Origin of the sequence: Amycolatopsis sp. WQ 127309, from assembly GCF_023023025.1 — a bacterium.
In the GTDB taxonomy this organism is placed as follows: domain Bacteria; phylum Actinomycetota; class Actinomycetes; order Mycobacteriales; family Pseudonocardiaceae; genus Amycolatopsis.
Map to the genome: position 1 here is coordinate 4,362,038 of NZ_CP095481.1, position 17,227 is coordinate 4,379,264.

At 66.7% G+C, this 17,227-nt stretch carries 21 protein-coding genes and 1 pseudogene; 20 read left to right on the top strand and 2 right to left on the bottom strand.

The window, feature by feature from the left end:
- The first annotated feature begins 51 nt into the window (after window positions 1–51).
- Both MUY22_RS20555 and MUY22_RS20560 read left to right on the top strand, forming a co-directional pair.
- Complete coding sequence (locus tag MUY22_RS20555; protein ID WP_247061727.1) at window positions 52–2,439, top strand: GH92 family glycosyl hydrolase; 2,388 nt, start codon at window positions 52–54, stop codon at window positions 2,437–2,439.
- A 227-nt stretch (window positions 2,440–2,666) separates the two neighbouring features.
- Window positions 2,667–3,032 carry a DUF3817 domain-containing protein gene (locus tag MUY22_RS20560; RefSeq protein ID WP_247061728.1) on the top strand — a complete coding sequence of 122 codons (366 nt, stop codon included), beginning with the start codon at window positions 2,667–2,669 and terminating at the stop codon, window positions 3,030–3,032.
- Window positions 3,033–3,092: 60 nt separating this feature from the next.
- On the opposite strand, the gene MUY22_RS20565 is transcribed toward MUY22_RS20560, so the two are convergent.
- The gene (locus MUY22_RS20565; RefSeq protein WP_247061729.1) at window positions 3,093–3,593 is read right to left on the bottom strand and encodes a MarR family winged helix-turn-helix transcriptional regulator; all 501 of its coding nucleotides are present in this window, start codon (window positions 3,591–3,593) and stop codon (window positions 3,093–3,095) included.
- A 78-nt stretch (window positions 3,594–3,671) separates the two neighbouring features.
- Here MUY22_RS20565 and MUY22_RS20570 point away from each other — a divergent pair.
- Window positions 3,672–3,806 (top strand): annotated as a pseudogene (locus MUY22_RS20570) (MTH1187 family thiamine-binding protein); the annotation flags it as partial.
- Window positions 3,807–3,841: 35 nt separating this feature from the next.
- Here the strand turns inward: MUY22_RS20570 and MUY22_RS20575 are convergent.
- Window positions 3,842–5,323, bottom strand: a complete 1,482-nt coding sequence (locus MUY22_RS20575; protein WP_247061730.1) for a recombinase family protein — start codon at window positions 5,321–5,323, stop codon at window positions 3,842–3,844.
- 175 nt (window positions 5,324–5,498) lie between these two features.
- Here MUY22_RS20575 and MUY22_RS20580 point away from each other — a divergent pair, with 175 nt between their 5' ends.
- From MUY22_RS20580 to MUY22_RS20660, 17 genes are all read left to right on the top strand, one after another.
- Complete coding sequence (locus tag MUY22_RS20580) at window positions 5,499–5,813, top strand: hypothetical protein (protein WP_247061731.1); 315 nt, start codon at window positions 5,499–5,501, stop codon at window positions 5,811–5,813.
- 98 nt (window positions 5,814–5,911) lie between these two features.
- A complete protein-coding gene (locus tag MUY22_RS20585) occupies window positions 5,912–6,085 on the top strand; it encodes a hypothetical protein (RefSeq protein WP_247061732.1) in 174 nt (57 codons plus the stop codon).
- Window positions 6,086–6,184: 99 nt separating this feature from the next.
- Window positions 6,185–6,430 carry a hypothetical protein gene (locus tag MUY22_RS20590; protein ID WP_247061734.1) on the top strand — a complete coding sequence of 82 codons (246 nt, stop codon included), beginning with the start codon at window positions 6,185–6,187 and terminating at the stop codon, window positions 6,428–6,430.
- A complete protein-coding gene (locus MUY22_RS20595) occupies window positions 6,430–6,666 on the top strand; it encodes a hypothetical protein (protein WP_247061736.1) in 237 nt (78 codons plus the stop codon). Before MUY22_RS20590 ends, MUY22_RS20595 begins: the two co-directional genes overlap by 1 nt.
- A 91-nt stretch (window positions 6,667–6,757) precedes the next feature.
- Window positions 6,758–8,821 carry a bifunctional DNA primase/polymerase gene (locus MUY22_RS20600; protein ID WP_247061738.1) on the top strand — a complete coding sequence of 688 codons (2,064 nt, stop codon included), beginning with the start codon at window positions 6,758–6,760 and terminating at the stop codon, window positions 8,819–8,821.
- A 508-nt stretch (window positions 8,822–9,329) separates the two neighbouring features.
- Window positions 9,330–9,749, top strand: coding sequence for a hypothetical protein (locus tag MUY22_RS20605; RefSeq protein WP_247061740.1), 420 nt, complete (start codon window positions 9,330–9,332; stop codon window positions 9,747–9,749).
- Window positions 9,750–9,987: 238 nt separating this feature from the next.
- Window positions 9,988–10,407, top strand: a complete 420-nt coding sequence (locus MUY22_RS20610) for a hypothetical protein (protein ID WP_247061740.1) — start codon at window positions 9,988–9,990, stop codon at window positions 10,405–10,407.
- Window positions 10,404–11,948, top strand: coding sequence for a phage terminase large subunit (locus tag MUY22_RS20615; RefSeq protein ID WP_247061742.1), 1,545 nt, complete (start codon window positions 10,404–10,406; stop codon window positions 11,946–11,948). The genes MUY22_RS20610 and MUY22_RS20615 overlap by 4 nt, the downstream gene beginning before the upstream one ends.
- Window positions 11,949–12,003: 55 nt before the next feature.
- A complete protein-coding gene (locus tag MUY22_RS20620; protein ID WP_247061744.1) occupies window positions 12,004–12,204 on the top strand; it encodes a hypothetical protein in 201 nt (66 codons plus the stop codon).
- Window positions 12,201–13,496, top strand: coding sequence for a phage portal protein (locus tag MUY22_RS20625; RefSeq protein WP_247061746.1), 1,296 nt, complete (start codon window positions 12,201–12,203; stop codon window positions 13,494–13,496). The genes MUY22_RS20620 and MUY22_RS20625 overlap by 4 nt, the downstream gene beginning before the upstream one ends.
- Window positions 13,493–13,687, top strand: coding sequence for a hypothetical protein (locus tag MUY22_RS20630; protein WP_247061747.1), 195 nt, complete (start codon window positions 13,493–13,495; stop codon window positions 13,685–13,687). Before MUY22_RS20625 ends, MUY22_RS20630 begins: the two co-directional genes overlap by 4 nt.
- Window positions 13,687–14,397 (top strand): head maturation protease, ClpP-related, encoded by a 711-nt coding sequence (locus MUY22_RS20635; RefSeq protein ID WP_247061748.1) that lies wholly within the window; start codon window positions 13,687–13,689, stop codon window positions 14,395–14,397. The genes MUY22_RS20630 and MUY22_RS20635 overlap by 1 nt, the downstream gene beginning before the upstream one ends.
- The gene (locus tag MUY22_RS20640; protein ID WP_247061749.1) at window positions 14,394–15,749 is read left to right on the top strand and encodes a phage major capsid protein; all 1,356 of its coding nucleotides are present in this window, start codon (window positions 14,394–14,396) and stop codon (window positions 15,747–15,749) included. Before MUY22_RS20635 ends, MUY22_RS20640 begins: the two co-directional genes overlap by 4 nt.
- 85 nt (window positions 15,750–15,834) lie before the next feature.
- Window positions 15,835–16,263: a hypothetical protein gene (locus tag MUY22_RS20645; RefSeq protein WP_247061750.1), complete on the top strand. Its 429-nt coding sequence runs from the start codon at window positions 15,835–15,837 to the stop codon at window positions 16,261–16,263.
- Window positions 16,260–16,700, top strand: a complete 441-nt coding sequence (locus tag MUY22_RS20650; RefSeq protein ID WP_247061751.1) for a hypothetical protein — start codon at window positions 16,260–16,262, stop codon at window positions 16,698–16,700. Before MUY22_RS20645 ends, MUY22_RS20650 begins: the two co-directional genes overlap by 4 nt.
- Window positions 16,700–16,987: an SAP domain-containing protein gene (locus MUY22_RS20655; protein WP_247061752.1), complete on the top strand. Its 288-nt coding sequence runs from the start codon at window positions 16,700–16,702 to the stop codon at window positions 16,985–16,987. Before MUY22_RS20650 ends, MUY22_RS20655 begins: the two co-directional genes overlap by 1 nt.
- A gap of 4 nt (window positions 16,988–16,991) precedes the next feature.
- Window positions 16,992–17,171, top strand: a complete 180-nt coding sequence (locus MUY22_RS20660) for a hypothetical protein (protein WP_247061753.1) — start codon at window positions 16,992–16,994, stop codon at window positions 17,169–17,171.
- Window positions 17,172–17,227: the final 56 nt, after the last annotated feature.

The following is a 17,227-nucleotide window of genomic DNA, read 5'->3' on the forward strand; positions in this document are numbered from 1 at the left end:
TGGCCGGGAAGGAGGCCTTCACGGCTTTCGTCGTTTCAGGGAGGAAGCTCGATGAGGAGCAAGGTCCTGGCGGGCGCGTTGACGCTCGCCGTCGTGGCGACGGGGGTGAGTCCCGCCGTCGCTTCGGCCGCTGGTGGGGACGCCCTCGACGCCGTCAACACGTTCATCGGCACGCAGGACGAGGGCAACACGTTCCCCGGCGCGTCGGCGCCGTTCGGGATGACGCAGGTCAGCCCCATCACCTCGCACTACGCCGGCTACCGCTACACCGACACCGCGATCCGCGGCTTCGGCCACTTCTTCTTGTCCGGCGCGGGCTGCTGGGAGCAGGGCGGCCTCGTCTCGACGCTGCCCACGACCGGCGAGATCGGGCCGGGCAAGGCGTTCGACACGACGAAGGCCGCGACCTTCGACCAGACGAAGTACGCGGCGCCGTTTACCCACGACGGCGAGGTCGGCAAGCCCGGCTACTACAAGGTCCACCTGACCGGCTACGGCGGCGTCGACGTCGAGACGACGGCGGCGACCCGCGCCGGCGTCGAGCGGTACACCTTCGCGAAACCGGGTGACGCCAACGTCTTCGTCAACGTCGGGCAGGCCAACGACAAGGAGCCGGTGACCGGCAGCAGCGTCCGGGTCGTGGACGACCGGACCGTCGAAGGCACCGTGGAGTCGCAGGCGTTCTGCGGCGGCAAGTCCTACACGACGTACTTCACGACGAAGTTCGACAAGCCGTTCAAGGCCTCGGGCACGTGGTCGCCGACCGGCGGCACGCCCGGCTCGCGCGAATCGAGCGGCGGCGCGGGCCTGCGCGGCGCGTGGCTGACCTTCGGCGGCGGCAGCCAGGTCACCGCGACCACCGCGATCTCCCAGGTGGACGCGCAGGGCGCGCGGGTCAACCTGGCGGCCGAGCACATCCGGTCGTTCGACGCGGCGAAGGCCGATGCCCAGCGCACCTGGCGGCGGGAACTGTCCAGTGTGGACATCAAGGGCGGCACGCCCGACGACCGGACGGTGTTCTACACCTCGCTCTACCACACGCTCCTGCAGCCGCTGACCGCGAACGACGCGGACGGCCGCTACTACGGCTTCGACAAGAAGGTCCACCGCGCGGTCGGCTGGACGTACTACGACTTCTTCTCGCTGTGGGACACCTACCGCACGCAGAACCAGCTCCTGGCCCTGCTGCGGCCGGACCGCGCTCGCGATATCGCCAAGAGCATCCTGGCCATCCACGACCAGGGCGGCTGGCTGCCGCGGTGGGCGTACGCCAGCCAGGAGACCAACACGATGACCGGTGACCCGGTCACGCCGTTCCTGGTGGACCTTTGGCGGTTCGGCGCGCTGTCGGGCAACGAGATGCGCGCCTACCAGGCGTTGCTGCAGAACTCGACGCAGATCCCGCCCGCGTCGTCGCCGTTCCAGGGCCGCTCGGGCAACGCGAGCTACCAGCAGGACGGGTTCGTCCAGTACGACCCGGACTTCCCGAAGAAGGGGCAGGACACCGACCCGAACCACGGCGCGTCGGCCACCCTCGAGTACGCGCTCGGCGACTGCTCGCTGTCGGTCATGGCGGCGGCGCTCGGGAAGAAGTCCGACGCCGCGGCGCTGTCGGAGCAGGCCCGGACCTACCGGACGCTCTGGGACGCGTCGCAGACCGACCGCGGCTTCACCGGCTTCTTCCGGCCGAAGGTCGCGGGCGGCGACTGGTTCACCCCCGCCACCGGGCCGTACAGCCCGCAGAGCCAGGACGGCTTCCACGAGGGCACGGCCTGGCAGTACCAGTGGCTGGTCCAGCAGGACGTCCCCGGCCTGGTCCAGCGGATGGGCGGCCCGGCGGCCACCGGGAAGCGGCTGGACGACTTCTTCGCCTACGACGAGCTGGTGAAGGACCCGGCGGCGGCCGTCCGCGAGAACTGGGTCGTCGGGCCGTACGACTACTACGACCAGTTCCGCTACAACCCGAACAACGAGCCCGACCTGCACTCGCCGTGGATGTACGCGCTCACCGGGCAGCCGGCGAAGACGTCCGGGGTCGTGCGGGCCGCGCACACGCTGTTCACGAACGCGCCCAACGGCGTCACCGGCAACGACGACCTCGGCACCATGTCGGCTTGGTACGTCTTCAGCGCGCTCGGGCTCTACCCCGCCGTCCCAGGGACTGGGAACTTCGTGCTCAACGCGCCGCGGTTCGAGCGGTCCGTGCTGCACCTGCAGAACGGCCGCGACGTCACGATCAAGGCGCCCGGCGCGGACGGCTCGAAGCTGCAGTACGTTTCGGGCCTCAAGGTCGGCTCGAAGCGGTCCGACAAGGTGTACGTCAGTCTCGAGCAGCTGAGGAGCGGCACGACGCTGGACTTCGGCCTGACCACCGACGCCGCGAAGGCGACGTGGGGGACTTCGCCGTCGTCAGCACCGATTTCCCCGTGTTCTGACTAGATAGCACCGCTCGCGAACGTGGTCCGGACCACAATGGACAGGGGTCCGGGCCACGTTCGTGAGCAGGGTCACGGGCCCCGGTGTTCCGGTGAGCGCCGTCACGCCTCACACTGGGTACCAGCACGTCCGACAACGCCGTTGACGTCCGGGGCAGTCCGCCTTGGACGGTGTGTCGGGCGTTTTTCGTGTGTCAGGACCAAAGTGGTGAGACCCCACAGGAGGAAGCAGTGTCCAGCAAGGCCGCTCTAGTGTTCCGCGTGGCCGCAGTCGCCGAAGCCCTTTCCTGGGCCGCGCTGCTTGTCGGGATGTTCCTCAAGTACGTCGTGCACTCCTCCGGTGAGGGCGGCGTGCCCGTCATCGGCATGGTGCACGGCGTGATCTTCGTCCTGTACGTGGTCGTCTCCCTGTCCGTGGCGAAGCCGCTCGGCTGGCGCCCCAAGACCCTGGTCCTCGCGCTGCTCGCGAGCATCCCGCCGCTGTTCACCTGGCTGTTCGAGAAGTGGGCGCTGCGCAACGGCAAGCTCGACGGCCCGCAGCGGCTGACCCATGGCGGTGTCGGCCTGTTCCAGGTGCGCGAGCCCGTCGCCGCTTGATCCCAGTACGTGAGAAAGGCCCGCGTCTTCGGACGCGGGCCTTTTCTTGTGTGCGGGCGGCTACTCGGTGAAGTCCCCGGTGGCGCGGCGGACCTTCGTCAGCAGGTCGGTGAGCTGCTCGGTCTGGCGCTCGGTCAGCCCGTTGAGCCCGAAGTCGATCTCGGTGACCGCCGCGGTCGCGGTCTCGCGGCGCTTGCGGCCCTCGGCGGTGATCTCCACCAGCGTCGTGCGGCGGTCGGTCGGGTGCGCGACGCGCTTCACGAGCCCGTCGCGCTCCAGCCGGTCGACTATGTTGGTGACACTGGTGGGGTGCAGCTGGAGCCGCTCGCCCATCACCCGCATCGGCAGGCTGGCGCTGCGGGCGAAGGTGAGCAGCACCAGCGCTTCGTACCGGGCGAAGGTCAGGCCGTGCGGCTTGAGCGCACCGTCCACCGCGGACTGGATGATCTGCTGGACCCGCATCACGCCGGTGACCGCGGCCATGGTGCCGGAGGGCCCGATCCGGGCCTCCCAAAGCTGTGCCGCGCGGGCGATCGGGTCGAACGGCAGCGGACGGTTCATGACACGCGAAGTTACCAGCGGGTACCGGCGCGTGTCGCCCGACCGGCGGAAAGAGCACCGAAGAAGGGACTTCCGAGCATGATCGTCGCGTTCAGTGTCAGCCCGTCCGGCGGGGAACCGGACGGCGGAGTCAGCGAGGCCGTCGCCCGCGCGGTGAAGGTGGTCCGCGAGTCCGGGCTGCCCAACTCGACCAACGCCATGTTCACCAACGTGAACGCAAGCTAAGGAACGTTCGGTCTGACCTGCGGTTACGCGGTCTTCGGCAGGAACTTGCCGTTCGCGCCGCGGCGTCGCCCGCCCAGCTCGACCGGCTGCAGGTCCCGCCGGTCCACGACGTGCGGCTCGCCGTGCCAAGGGACGACGGTGACCGAATCGCGGCTGACCCGGACCACGCGGATGACCTTGCGCAGGCGGACGTGCCACTCCTCGGGCGTCTCCGCGGCGTCACGCGACAGCTGGTCGTACACGTCCAAGGTCGGTTCGAGCGCGTTCAGCTCGGCGTGAGCCGTCGCGATCGCGTCCACGATCGATTCCAGCTTGTGATCAGCGTCACGCTTCGCGGTGATGAAGTCGTCCTCTGTCATGTCGCCGGACGCGACCAGTCGCGCGGCGGCGCTCCGGCCGGCCACGATGCGCTGCTCGTCCTCGTGCAGCTCAGCGAGCCGCTGGCCGATGGCCGCGCGTCGCTCGTCGACGTCGCGCGCGTCGGCGGCGACCGCGGCCAGCTCGGTGATCCGTGAGCCGAGCCACAGCCCGACCGCCGTGTCGATCATCGCCCGCCGGATCTCGACGCCCGCGCACACGGACTTGCCCTTGTGGAGTCGCTTCGAGCAGCGGGCGTAGCTCGGCTCCTCGTACCGGTTGAGCGACAGGTTCGTGCCGCACGTCGCGCACGTTGTGAGCCCGCCTCCGAGCGGCCAGTGGTGCGGCTGACGCGCCTTCGGGTGGACCTTGCTGCGACGCTCCCGCTCGCGCCGGTACTCGCGCCACAGGGTGTCTGAGACGATCGCGACGTGCGCGCCCTTGACCAACCGGTCGCCGACGGTGATGAACCCGGCAGCGAAGCCCGAGTCCATCAGCCGGGTGAAGCTGGCCAAGCTGAACAGCTTGCCGCGCGTGGTTCGGAACCCGCGCTCGTTCAGGTCGTCCACGAGTGACCGGTGGCCGGCGCCGCGGACGTACCGCTGGTAGCAGTCGAGCATCACCGGGCCGTTCGTCTCGTGCGGCGTCGGCGGCGTGTCGCGCACGTCCGAAGGCTCGTAACCCCAGGGCGTCTGCCCGCCGTGCAGCAGGCCGAGCGCGTTCCGTCGCTCCTTGATCGCCTTCCACGTGCGTGACTTCTCGCGTGAGAACTCGACCGCCACCAGCTTGTGGATGCCTTGGGTGAACGGGTCATCGCCTTCAGTGACCGAGTCGACCTTACCGCCCGCTCGCTCGATGCGGCGCCAGATCACCGCCTGGTCCAGCTCGTCACGTGACAATCGGCTGACCCACATCGGCACCACGACGTCGGCCTCGCCGCGCTCGACCCGCTCGATCGTCCGGACGACGCCCGGCCGGTCGACGTACTCGACGCTGAAGCCGGACATGCCGGAGTCGGACTCGACGCCGACGACCTGGTAGCCCTTGCGCTCGCAGTACTGACGTCCCTGCCGCTCCTGGACTTCGAGGCTGACCTTCTCCTCGCCGGCCACCGACTCGCGCCGGTACAAGATCGCTCTCTTGGGCATGCTTTCTCCGTGTAGACTCGCTGTGGACGTTGTCGATGCGGTGCGCTAGATTCGTTCTAGCAAAACTGCTACAACCGAATATATACGAAGACCAGAGGAAGAGTCGACCAATGTGTGCGAAAGCGCGCGGTCGGCTCTTTTTGTATTTGTGCTGCCTGGAAATGGAGAAATGCACGTGGAAAAGAACCCTGAGATCTACGTCGTGATCGAGAACGACGAGAGCCCGACGGCGACCGCGGACACGTTCGCGCAGCACGTCATCCCGGAGCTCTGGCGTGAGGGATACTTCGTTTACCGGTTCGAGACCGAGCTGTTCCCGTCGCTGAACGGTGACGAGATCGAGGGAGCGGCGGTGACGGTCGAGCTCGGCTTCGATCGCTTCGAACACGGCACGGATCCGTGGGAGCGTGTCCGCGAGATCTTCACCGATCACACGAACTGCCACTGCCCGGCGATGAAGGTGCTGGCGACCGAGACGTCAGGGAACTGACACAAAGGATGCCCGGCGCGCTGAGATCACTTTGCTTGGTGCGCCGGGCATCCTCCTATTGAGAGGAGAAGATCAGTATGGAAAAGGACCCCGCAAAGGTGCGAGCCGGTCGCGTCGGCGGCGCGACCAAGGCGCGGAACTACCGGACGCTCACGTCCGGGAACATCCCCGACTTCATCAAGGTGGAGCGCGCTCACGTCGAGCTGCTGCGCCGTCAGGCGAACGCCGTGGAGATCTACCTCAACGAGCTGGAAGCCGGCGAGACGCCGTGAACACCGACGTTGAGACGCGGCTGCGCGAGCTGATCGAGCAGCTGGAGCGGTTCGCGGAGATCATGCGCCGCATGGTGACCAGGGAGAGGTGAACGTTCGATGATCATCGAGCGGAAGGCTGGCCGAACCGACTCCGGCCTGTGCTGCCCGGACTGCGGGCACGCAACGCTCTGGCAGCCCGAGGACTTCTCTCCCTGCTACGACCCGTGGTGGTGCCGTGGCTGTCGGCGCTTCTGGCGTCACGGCGAGTATGACCAGTGCGGCTACCTGCCGCTTCAGCGGCTGGTCGACAACGGGACGATGGCGCGGCCGGTATGTGGCGGGCCGCTGCGGAGGGTGGCGTGATGGCCGGCGAGCTTGACATGGACGAGTTCGAACGGCTGGCGACCGAAGCGCTGGAGCGCAATGAGTGCGTGACTCACGAAGATGTCATCTTGATTCCGGACGTGGTCATGATGGAGCTGATGGCAAACGGGCCGGAAGTCGACGTGCCACGAATGACGTTTTTCCTGCGGCGGCAAGGTGATGAGCGCGCCGTGTATCTGTTTCGCGTGCCGCCGGGATTCACGCTTCCGGCGTAATCTGATCTACGCCCGGAAATGGCAGATGCCGCCGTTGCATGCGGCGGCATCTGTCGATTCCTTGAGGTGAACCCCTGGTGAAAGGTTCAGGATGAATTCTACCGCAACCACCGGTCTGTACGCAGCCGAGCGGGAACAGCTTTTGCGAGGATATGCGGCACGCGGAATGCGCCTCGTTCCGATCTTCGAGGTTCGACCGGACGGCTCGTGCGCCTGCGGTGATCCACACACCGGGCCGAGGTACAAGGTCGGTGACATCGGCAAGCATCCGCGGCTCAAGGAGTGGCCGGCCACCGCGGTCGCGGACGCCGCACAGCTCGTCGAGTGGCACCGTCAGTGGCCCACGTCGAACTGGGCGTGGGTGCTCGACAACCACTTCGTTGTGGACCTCGACCCACGCAACGGCGCCCCGCTGCCGGATGAACTCGACGACGTCGAGCTGGCGCGCATCGTCGGCTGCACGCTGCCGCAGGCGCGACGTCAGCTGACCGGCGGCGGCGGCCTGCACATCGTGCTCCGCCAGCCGACCGGTGAGCCGATTCACAACGGCAAGCTGTACCGCGATGGCCGGCCGATTCCGGGATTCGACATCAAGGGCGTGGGCGGCTACGTCCTGGTCGAGCCGTCGAACCACCGGAGCGGCGACTCGTACCGCTGGGTCATCGACGACGGCACCGACGCGATCGCCCCGGCGGAACTGGTCGCGTCGACGCACCGGACGCGTGAGACGCCGGACCGGACAGGTGACCCGGCGGACCGCTTCCACTGGGGTGAGTGGGCCGCCGAAGGCAAGACCCTGATCGGCGGTGGTCAGCGCGAGCATCTGCTACGCGGCGTCGGCGCGATGCTGGAGCGCGGCGACGAGCTGGAGCGCATCATCTTCGAGGCGTTGTCGGTGGCGCAGACGTACCCGACACTCGATCCCGCGGATCCGTGGTCCGAGGACTACGTCGTGGACTTCTGTCAGAAGCGGGCCAAGGAGTGGGGGTTCGGCCAGGGGCGTCGGATCCCGCTCGCCGCTCGTGAGTGGCTGGACACGATGGAGGTCGAGGAGGCGCTGCGTCCGGACCTGGAGAAGCGGATCGTCCGTGACCGGGTGGACGAGCTGTTTCGGCAGTACAAGGCGAGCACGGCCGCGGACGGCTGGATCGACGTCGCCGAGATCGTGGCCGCGGGCGTCGAGCCGCCCGCCCCGCCGTCGGTCCTCGAGTTCGCCGACGACGCCGCGGTGTCGCTGTTCTACGCAGGCCGGTACAACGCCGTCTTCGGTGACTACAGCGTCGGCAAGTCGCTGCTTCTGGCGGAGACGCAAGCCCGGTTCATCATGAGCGGCCAGCACGTCGTTCACCTGGAGTACGACAACAACTCACCGGCCGCGGTGGTCTGGCGGCTGTACGCGGCCGGCGCGACGCCGGAGCAGGTGGCGGAGTTCCTCCACATGCAGGTGAACGTGTCGGAGATCGGAGAGATGGACTTCGAGCCTGCGCTGATGACGCTGGACTCGGTCAACCCGGCGATCGGCACGTTCGACGTCGACCCGAACAGCAGCTCGCGCGGCGTCGACCTCATGGTCAAGCACCTGATCGAGCCGTTCACCGAGCGGGGCGCCACGGTCATCTCCCTGGACCACGTCGGCAACGCCAGCCAGGACCGGCCGTCGAACAACCGGCGCAAGCTCCAGGCGGTCCAGGGTGCCGTGTACAAGCTGGATCGCGAGGGATCGGCCGGCCGCGACGGCGTGAAGTGGATGTCCCGCCTGGTGGTCAAGAAGGACAACCCGGGTCGGCTCGCGGCGTCGGTGGACGACGTCGCCGGGTTCGCCGTCTTCGACGGCTCGGTGCCCGGTGAGGGCACGGTCCGGACCTCGCTGTGGCGGACGCCGGTCGCCGAGTTGGCCGCGGCGCACGCGGCAGTTGAGATACCGGCCAAGGATCACGTGCTGAGGATCGTCTCGCAGGTGAGCCAAGGTGGCATCACGGCGCGCGAGGTGTGTAAGACGCTGGCTGACGAGGGCATCGACGTCAAGCTCGTGACGGTGCGGCACAAGCTGACCGAGCTGTACGACGAGGGCAAGATCGCCGGTGAGCAGCGCGGTAAAAGCAAGACGGCGACGTGGCACTACCTCGCCGCAGGCTTGTCCGGGAGCTTGTCCTGAAGATCAAATGACCGTCGCTTGTCCGACCTTGTCCGACCTTGTCCGTGAAGAAAGAAACACCTGGTCAGGCCGCTTGTCCGGGCTTGTCCGGGCTTGTCCGACGCCGGCTTGTTATACCGCCCCCCTCCCTATAGGGGGGCGGTAGCCGGACAAGCGGACAAGGTCAATTGAATTGATAGAGAGAAAGGGAACGACATGCTGAACGGACTTCAGCCGGCTCATCTCGTCGCCGTGGTCGTCGTCGGACTGGTTGTAGCGGCGGCGGTTGTGGGGACGATCGTCTTCATCGTATGGCTGAGTAGTGGTGGCAACAGGCGGTGAAGATGAGGGCGGGGACGACACCCGGCACAAGAAAATAGAAGCTCTAAGTGTCAACGAGTGTGCATCGACGTACGATTTCGCCAACCGTGTAATGCACTGTGCAGTTTAATTGTGTGAATGAGGCAACACAATGAATGATAAAGTAAATGCGCAGAGCATTATTGTGGCAAATAGACGTGCTCGTGCGTTGTCATTGCGGGTGAAGGGCTGGTCGCTCGCCGAGATCGGCACCGAGCTGGAGTACGGCGGGCAGCGACCGGACATTCAGGCGGGCGTGGACATCCAGCGCGCGCTCACCGAGTCGCGTGAGGCGCGGCAGGACGCGGCCGACTCGTATCGCGAGATGGAGCTGGCCCGTCTCGACTCCTTAATCCTCAAGGTAAACGAGATCCTCGAACGTCGGCACTACATCTACCGCGAGGGGGAGTGGCTCGCGATCGACGGCGAGAAGGTGATCGACGACGCCATCGCACTGCAGGCGATCGACCGGCTTGAGAAGCTGAGCGCCTCGCGTCGCAAGCTGCTGGGTCTCGACGCGCCGACAATGGTCCAGACCACGGGCGTACACCTCGTCATTGAAGGTGTAGATATGGATGCATTGTCGTGACCACAAACAATGTCATCGACAATGGCACGAACAATGGCTCCAACAATGGAGCACGTGAAAGTTACGAAGAGTTGCGGGTCACTTGCGGCTAGCTCTAAGTGTCAACGAGTGTGCATCGACGTACGATTTCGCCAACCGTGTAATGCACTGTGCAGTTTAATTGTGTGAATGAGGCAACACAATGAATGATAAAGTAAATGCGCAGAGCATTATTGTGGCAAATAGACGTGCTCGTGCGTTGTCATTGCGGGTGAAGGGCTGGTCGCTCGCCGAGATCGGCACCGAGCTGGAGTACGGCGGGCAGCGACCGGACATTCAGGCGGGCGTGGACATCCAGCGCGCGCTCACCGAGTCGCGTGAGGCGCGGCAGGACGCGGCCGACTCGTATCGCGAGATGGAGCTGGCCCGTCTCGACTCCTTAATCCTCAAGGTAAACGAGATCCTCGAACGTCGGCACTACATCTACCGCGAGGGGGAGTGGCTCGCGATCGACGGCGAGAAGGTGATCGACGACGCCATCGCACTGCAGGCGATCGACCGGCTTGAGAAGCTGAGCGCCTCGCGTCGCAAGCTGCTGGGTCTCGACGCGCCGACAATGGTCCAGACCACGGGCGTACACCTCGTCATTGAAGGTGTAGATATGGATGCATTGTCGTGACCACAAACAATGTCATCGACAATGGCACGAACAATGGCTCCAACAATGGAGCACGTGAAAGTTACGAAGAGTTGCGGGTCACTTGCGGCTTTCCGACCACGGAGCCCACCGACTTCCAGCCAAATTCCGAAGTCAAAGCTAATCCGTCCGCCGAACGTGTCCTCCGGCACCGGTACAAGCCGCGCGGCACCGCCCGCGCGCTGTTCCACGAGCGCGCCGGTGAGGTGCTGGTCTCCGGCCCCGCTGGAACCGGCAAGTCCCGTGCCTGCCTGGAGAAGCTGCTCGCCCTCGCCCTTAAGAACTCGGGCTTCAAGGGCCTGATCATCCGGAAGACGGCCGTCTCCCTGGCCTCCAGTGCGCTCGCCACGTGGAAGAAGGACGTCGCCGCCGAGGTGATCGCGGCCGGCCTCTGCGTGTACTACGGCGGCTCACGCCAGGAGCCCGCGCAGTACAAGTTCCACAACGGCTCGTCCGTCGTCATCGGCGGCATGGACAAGCCCACGAAGATCATGTCCACCGAGTACGACGTGATCTACGTGCAGGAGGCGACCGAGCTCGACATCGAGGACTGGGAGGCGCTGACCACGCGGCTCCGGAACAACCGCATCTCGTTCCAGCAGCTCCTGGCGGACTGCAACCCGGACCGGCCGACGCACTGGCTCAAGCAGCGCGCCGACGGCGGCACGACCGTGATGCTCGACTCCCGCCACGAGGACAACCCGACGCTGTTCGACGACGCCGGAACCCTCACCGAGCGCGGCGGCTCGTACATCGCCAAGCTGGACGCCCTGACCGGCGTGCGGAAGCAACGATTGCGCTACGGGAAGTGGGTCGCCGCGGAGGGCGGCATCTACCAGGACACGTACAACCCGTTCGTCAACGTGATCAACCGCGCCGACTGGCCACTCAAGCCTCATTGGCGGCGCTTCTGGTCCGTCGACTTCGGGTTCACCAACCCGTTCGTGCTCCAGTGCTGGGCGGAGGACGAGGACGGCCGCCTGTACCTGTACCGCGAGCTGTACCGGACGCAGCGGCTGGTGGAGGACCACGCCCGCGACATCCTTCGCATCGTCACCCGGCGCGTCCGCGGCGCCAAGGACACCGAGGACGATCCCCTGGCCGCGCTGCTTACGGGCAAGCGGGAGTGGACCGAGCCGCAGCCGGACGCGATCATCTGCGACCACGACGCCGAGGACCGCGCGACGCTGGAGCGGCACCTCGGCATGGACACCAAGCCCGCGCACAAGGCCGTCTCGGACGGCATCCAGGCCGTTGCCTCGCGGTTCCGCGTCGCCGACGACGGCCGGCCACGGCTGTACGTGTACCGGAACGCGCTGCACGAGCCTGACCCGCTGCTCCAAGAGGGCAAGCGACCGCTGTCCACATTGGACGAAATCCCGGGATACGTCTGGGACCAGCGCTCCGGAAAGGCGCTCAAGGAAAGCCCAAGAAAAGAAGACGATCACGGGTGCGATGCGATGCGCTATATTGTCGCTGACCGCGATATCGGTGGGACGCTGAACGTTCGCAGGCTGCAATAGATGCCATTGTTTTAATTCTCTCTCGAATTTCCGAGTTAATTCCTAGGTGGCCTCAATGCGCCGGTTGGCTGATCGCGCCCGCTGGGCGGGGAAGCGCCTGCACGACGCCGTCGTCGGCGCGCGGCGCGGCATCCTCGGCGTGTCGGGCATCGGCGTCATCGACGCCGCGGTTTGGATCAACTCGCTGACGTGGGGCATGGTCGCCGTCGGCGTGTCGCTGCTGCTGTTCCAGTTCCTGTCCGAGGACCGGCCGTGAGGTCCGTCCTCGGCGGACTGGCCGACCTCGTCTCAGCCCGCACCCCGGTCCCTCTCTCACCCTCCCGGCGCGGCAACGCGTTAACCGACGCGTTCACCGGCGCTCTGACCCGCGGCAACCGCGAGGCGCAGCTCTCCGTGATGGAGGGCGTCTCCACGATGTTCTCGATCGTCTCGCTTCTCGCCGAGGCCACCGCCGCCGTCGACTGGGGCATGTACCGCACCCACGACGGCCGCGGTCGCGTCGCACAGGAGGAGCCGCGCGAGGTCACGGATCACCTGGCGCTCAAGGTCTGGAACCAGCCCAACCCGTTCATGGGGCGGCAGGAGTTCGTCGAGACCGTCCAGCAGCACGTGGACCTGGTCGGCGAGGGCTGGGGCGTCATGGACTTCTACGACCCCGGTATGACGATGCCGCGCGAGATCTGGCCGGTGCGTCCGGACCGAATGAACGTGGTGCCGGACCCGGAGTCGTTCATCTCGGGCTACTGGTTCGCGAGTCCCGACGGCGAGCAGGTTCCGCTCTCCATCAACGAGGTGCTGCGGCTTAAGCTGCCGAACCCGCGCGATCCGTTCCGCGGCATGGGTCCGGTCCAGTCGCTGATGGCCGACCTGGACGGCATCCGGTACTCCGCCGAGTGGAACCGCAACTTCTTCCTCAACTCGGCCGAGCCGGGCGGGATCATCGAGTACGAACACAACCTGTCCGAGCCGGACTTCGACAGGGTCCTGAAGCGCTGGGGTGAGCAACACAAGGGTGTCTCGAAGGCGCACAGCGTGGCGATCATCGAGAAGGGCAAGTGGGTCTCGAACTCCTTCTCGCAGAAGGACATGCAGTTCACCGAGCTGCAGGCGGCGTCGCGTGACAACGTCCGCGAGGCGTACCGGATCCACAAGCACATGCTCGGGCAGAGCGACGACGTCAACCGCGCCAACGCGCTCGCCGCGGACTACACGTTCGCGCGCCGTCTGGTCGTCGGCCGGCTGGAGCGCTGGAAGTCGATGCTCAACACGCAGTTCCTGCCGCGCTTCGGCGCGACCGGCCAGGGCGTGTACTTCAACTACTGCAACCCGATCCCGCAGGACGCCGAGCTGGAGAACGCCACGCTGACGGCGCAGGCCGGTTCGTTCAAAACCCTGATCGATGCGGGCGTGGAGCCGGATGCCGCCGCGTTGGCGTGCGGCCTGCCGGTCATGCCGATGCGCGATGCCGCAGCGCTCCCAGCGCCGGACCCGGTCCAAGCGCTCGCCGAGCGGATCACCAACCTTCTCGCGATTGGAGCGGGAGCATGAACTGGCCCGAGTGGACCGCGATCACAACGCCGTGGAACGACCCCGGCGGCGACGACCCGGACGAGTACCACGTCGAGTGCTTCCGCTGTCGCGACGCGCAGCGCTCGCCGTATCAGGCCGACGGCACGCGAGACGAGTGCGTCGAGTGGACGCAACCCCACTTCGACGACCCGGAACCGGAGGCGCCGTGATGGCCGTTCCGCCGTACCTCCGCCGGGAACACCAGAAGCTGACGCCGCGGAACTTCGCCACGGCTACGGCCGGGAAGAAGCCCGGCTGGTACGAGATTCGCAACCTCGCCAACAACACCGCCGAGGTCTTCGTCTACGACGAGATCGGCGGCTGGGGCGTCATGGCCGCGGACTTCGTGCGCGACCTCCAGGCGATCGACGCCGACAGCGTGACCGTTCGGATCTCCTCGCCGGGCGGCGACGTGTTCGATGCGCTGGCCATGCACGCCAGTCTCCACAACCTGGACGCGACGGTGAACGTCGTCGTCGACGGTCTGTGCGCCTCTGCGGCGACCGTCGTCGCGATGGCTGGCGACACGGTCGCGACCGCGCCGGGTTCCATGTGGATGATCCACGACGCGATGGCGGTCGTGGCCGGCAACGCCGCGGACGTGCGGCAGATGGCCGATCTCCTGGACAAGACCAGCACCAACATCGCCGACATCTACGCCGGCCGCGCGGGCGGCTCCAGTGATGACTGGCGCACCACCATGCAGGCCGAGACCTGGTACACGGCCGACGAAGCCGTGACCGCCAAGCTCGCCGACTCGCTGACCGAGTCCAAGGCTCCCACCGCGCGTACGCCGGTGGTCATCAACAAGCACGAGCCTCCCGCGTTCGTGTTCGACGCGGACCAGTTCCGCCAGCTAGTTAAGGAGGCGGTCTCGTGACCGTGGCAATCCCGACGAGTCCGTCCGAGCTGGAGGAGCTGCTCGCGGACCCGAAGAAGACCGGCGAGATCTTCGCCGCGATGCAGAACGGTGACAGCAAGCCGTTCCAGGACCTGATCCGGAACTACGCGGGCAACGTCGCGAAGAAGGACCCGGAGATCGGCGCGCAGGTGCGCGAGCAGGTCCAGCTCGTCATGGCCGAGTTCATGGAGAAGAACGACCAGAGCAAGAAGGGCGTGAAGCTCGACTTCTCCGCGACCGGCGATCCGGTCGTGCGATACGCCAAGCTGCACAACAAGAAGGCCGTCGGTGCGCCGCTGGACGGTCTCTTCCCGGACGTGACCGCGTACCTCCAGGCCGTGTGGAACAAGGCGCACAACAGCGCTGAGACCGTCGGCAAGCTGGAGCAGATCCGCGCCTACCAGGAGAAGGTCCCGTCCGAGGGCGGATTCCTGGTGCCGGAGGAGTTCCGCTCCGAGCTGCTGCGCATGTCGCTCACCACGTCGGTCGTGCGGCCGCGAGCCCGCGTCATTCCGATGGCGTCGGCCACCTTGCGGTTCCCGAAGATCGACGAGACGTCCCGCGTCTCCAGTGTCTTCGGCGGTGTCGTGGTCTACCGCACCGAAGAGGGCGCCGAGCTGGCCGAGTCGGCCGCGACTTTCGGCAGCATCAAGCTGGAGGCGACCAAGCAGACCGCGCTCGCGCACGTCACCAACGAGCTGGTGCGTGACTGGGGCGCGTTCGGCGTCTTCATCAACGAGATCTTCCCGGAGGCCCTCGCCTGGTATGAGGATCTCGACTTCCTGTCCGCCAACGGCGTCGGCGCCCCGCTCGGTGCGCTGAACTCGGGCAACCAGGCGATCATCAGCGTCGCGGCGGAGGCCGGCCAAGCTACCGCGTCGATCGTGTGGGAGAACATCCTCCGGATGTACTGCCGGATGCTGCCTTCCAGCATCGCTCGTGCGGTGTGGGTCGCGTCGCCGGACGTCTTCGTCGAGCTGGCCACCATGGCGCTGGCGGTCGGCACCGGCGGTTCCGCGGTCTGGTTGACCAACGGTCAGGACGCGCCGGTGCTGACGCTGCTCGGCCGGCCGGTGATCATGGACGAGAAGGCGCCGGCCGCGTTGGGCACCCAGGGCGACCTGTCCTTCGTGGACTTCGGCATGTACCTCATCGGCGACCGTCAGCAGATGACGGTGGACTCCAGCGAGCACGTCAAGTTCACCTCGGACAAGACCACCTACCGCATGATCCAGCGGAACGACGGTCGTCCGTGGCTGGAGAGCCCGATCACCCCGCACAACAACAGCGCGACGCTGTCGCCGTTCGTCCAGCTCGCCACCCGGCCGTAGCTGGTATCAGGCGGGTCAGGCATTAGAACCCCTGGCCCGCCTTGACCAGGCAGGCATTCACACCCCTGCCGGAGAGAAGTGAAACATGGAAGCACTCGGACGAGTGTTCAACGCCGTGGCGATCGCCGACGGCGTGTACGTGAACCTGCGTGACGCCGGTGGCGTCTCGTTCCTCTGCTACCTCGCGGGCGCGGCGGGCGACACGTACACCCTCACCGAGGCCAAGACGGCCGGTGGCGGCACCGCGCAGGTGCTGGCCACCATCGAGCGGTACTGGACCTCGAACGGCGTCGGCGGCGTCTGGACGCTGCACACGCAGAACGCGGCGTCGACGATGGTCACCGCGGCTGCGACCGCCGAAAACGGTGCGGTCGTTGAGGTTGAGGCGCCGGAACTGAGCGACGGCTACGGCTTCGTCAAGCTGACGTCCACCGGTTCCGGTCTGGTCACGGCGATCCTGCGTGACCTGCACAGCATGCGGAAGCCCTCCAACCTGCCGAGCGTGATCGTATGAGCCAGCTGAACCCGAACAAGGCGTTCGCACAGGGCATCCTCGGCAACGTCGTCGCGAAGTCGACCGGCACGCTGGCCGCAACCACGATCCCGCTGTTCACCATCGCCGGTGGGCTCGTGTCGGTCACGTCGATCGTCGGTCGCGTGACGACCGCGATCACCGTGGCGAACTCGTACAAGCTGCAGCACAACCCGACGGCCGGTTCCAACTCGGATCTCTGCACGGCGACGGATATCGGCACGACCGACACCGCCGTCGGCGAGATCCTCGTGGCCAAGAAGGGCGCGTCCCTCGCTATCGGCGCGGCACTGCTCGTGGCGCCGGTCGTGATGGACACCGGTCAGATCGAGTCCGTCTCGGCGGGTACCGACGGCGTCATCAAGTGGTACGTGACCTGGGTTCCCGTCGACGACGGCGCGACGCTGGTGGCTGCCTGATGCCGAAGATCACGCGGGCTGGTGGCCCGAGCAACGAGTACGAGGTCCAGCCGCAGGACGACCCGAGTCTGGACGGCAAGTTCTTCCAGAACTCCGACTGGAACCGGCCGGCCGACGACGCCGCTGAGTCCTCCGAGGAGACCGACTCGCCGGCCGAACCGGTCGACTACAGCGACTGGACCGCCGCGGACCTCTCCGCGGAACTGGAGCGGCGCGAGCTGCCGAAGAGCGGCACGAAGCCGGAGCTGCTCGCGCGGCTCGAAGCCGACGACGCGAAGGACGAGTAGGGCGATGGCGTGGGAGCAGCTGGTTGAGGTGATCCGACGGGCCCGTCAGGACCACGACGACTACGTCAGCCAGCCGCCTCGCGCCTGCCCGCACGACGGCGAGCCGTTGAAGGTCCGGCCGGACGGCGGGCTGTTCTGCCCGTCCGACGGCTGGCGGCCGGAGATGGATCCGTCCTGGCACTGAACAACTTCATATAGCTCACACCCTCCGCCTTCGGGCGGACGGCCAAGAAAGCAAGG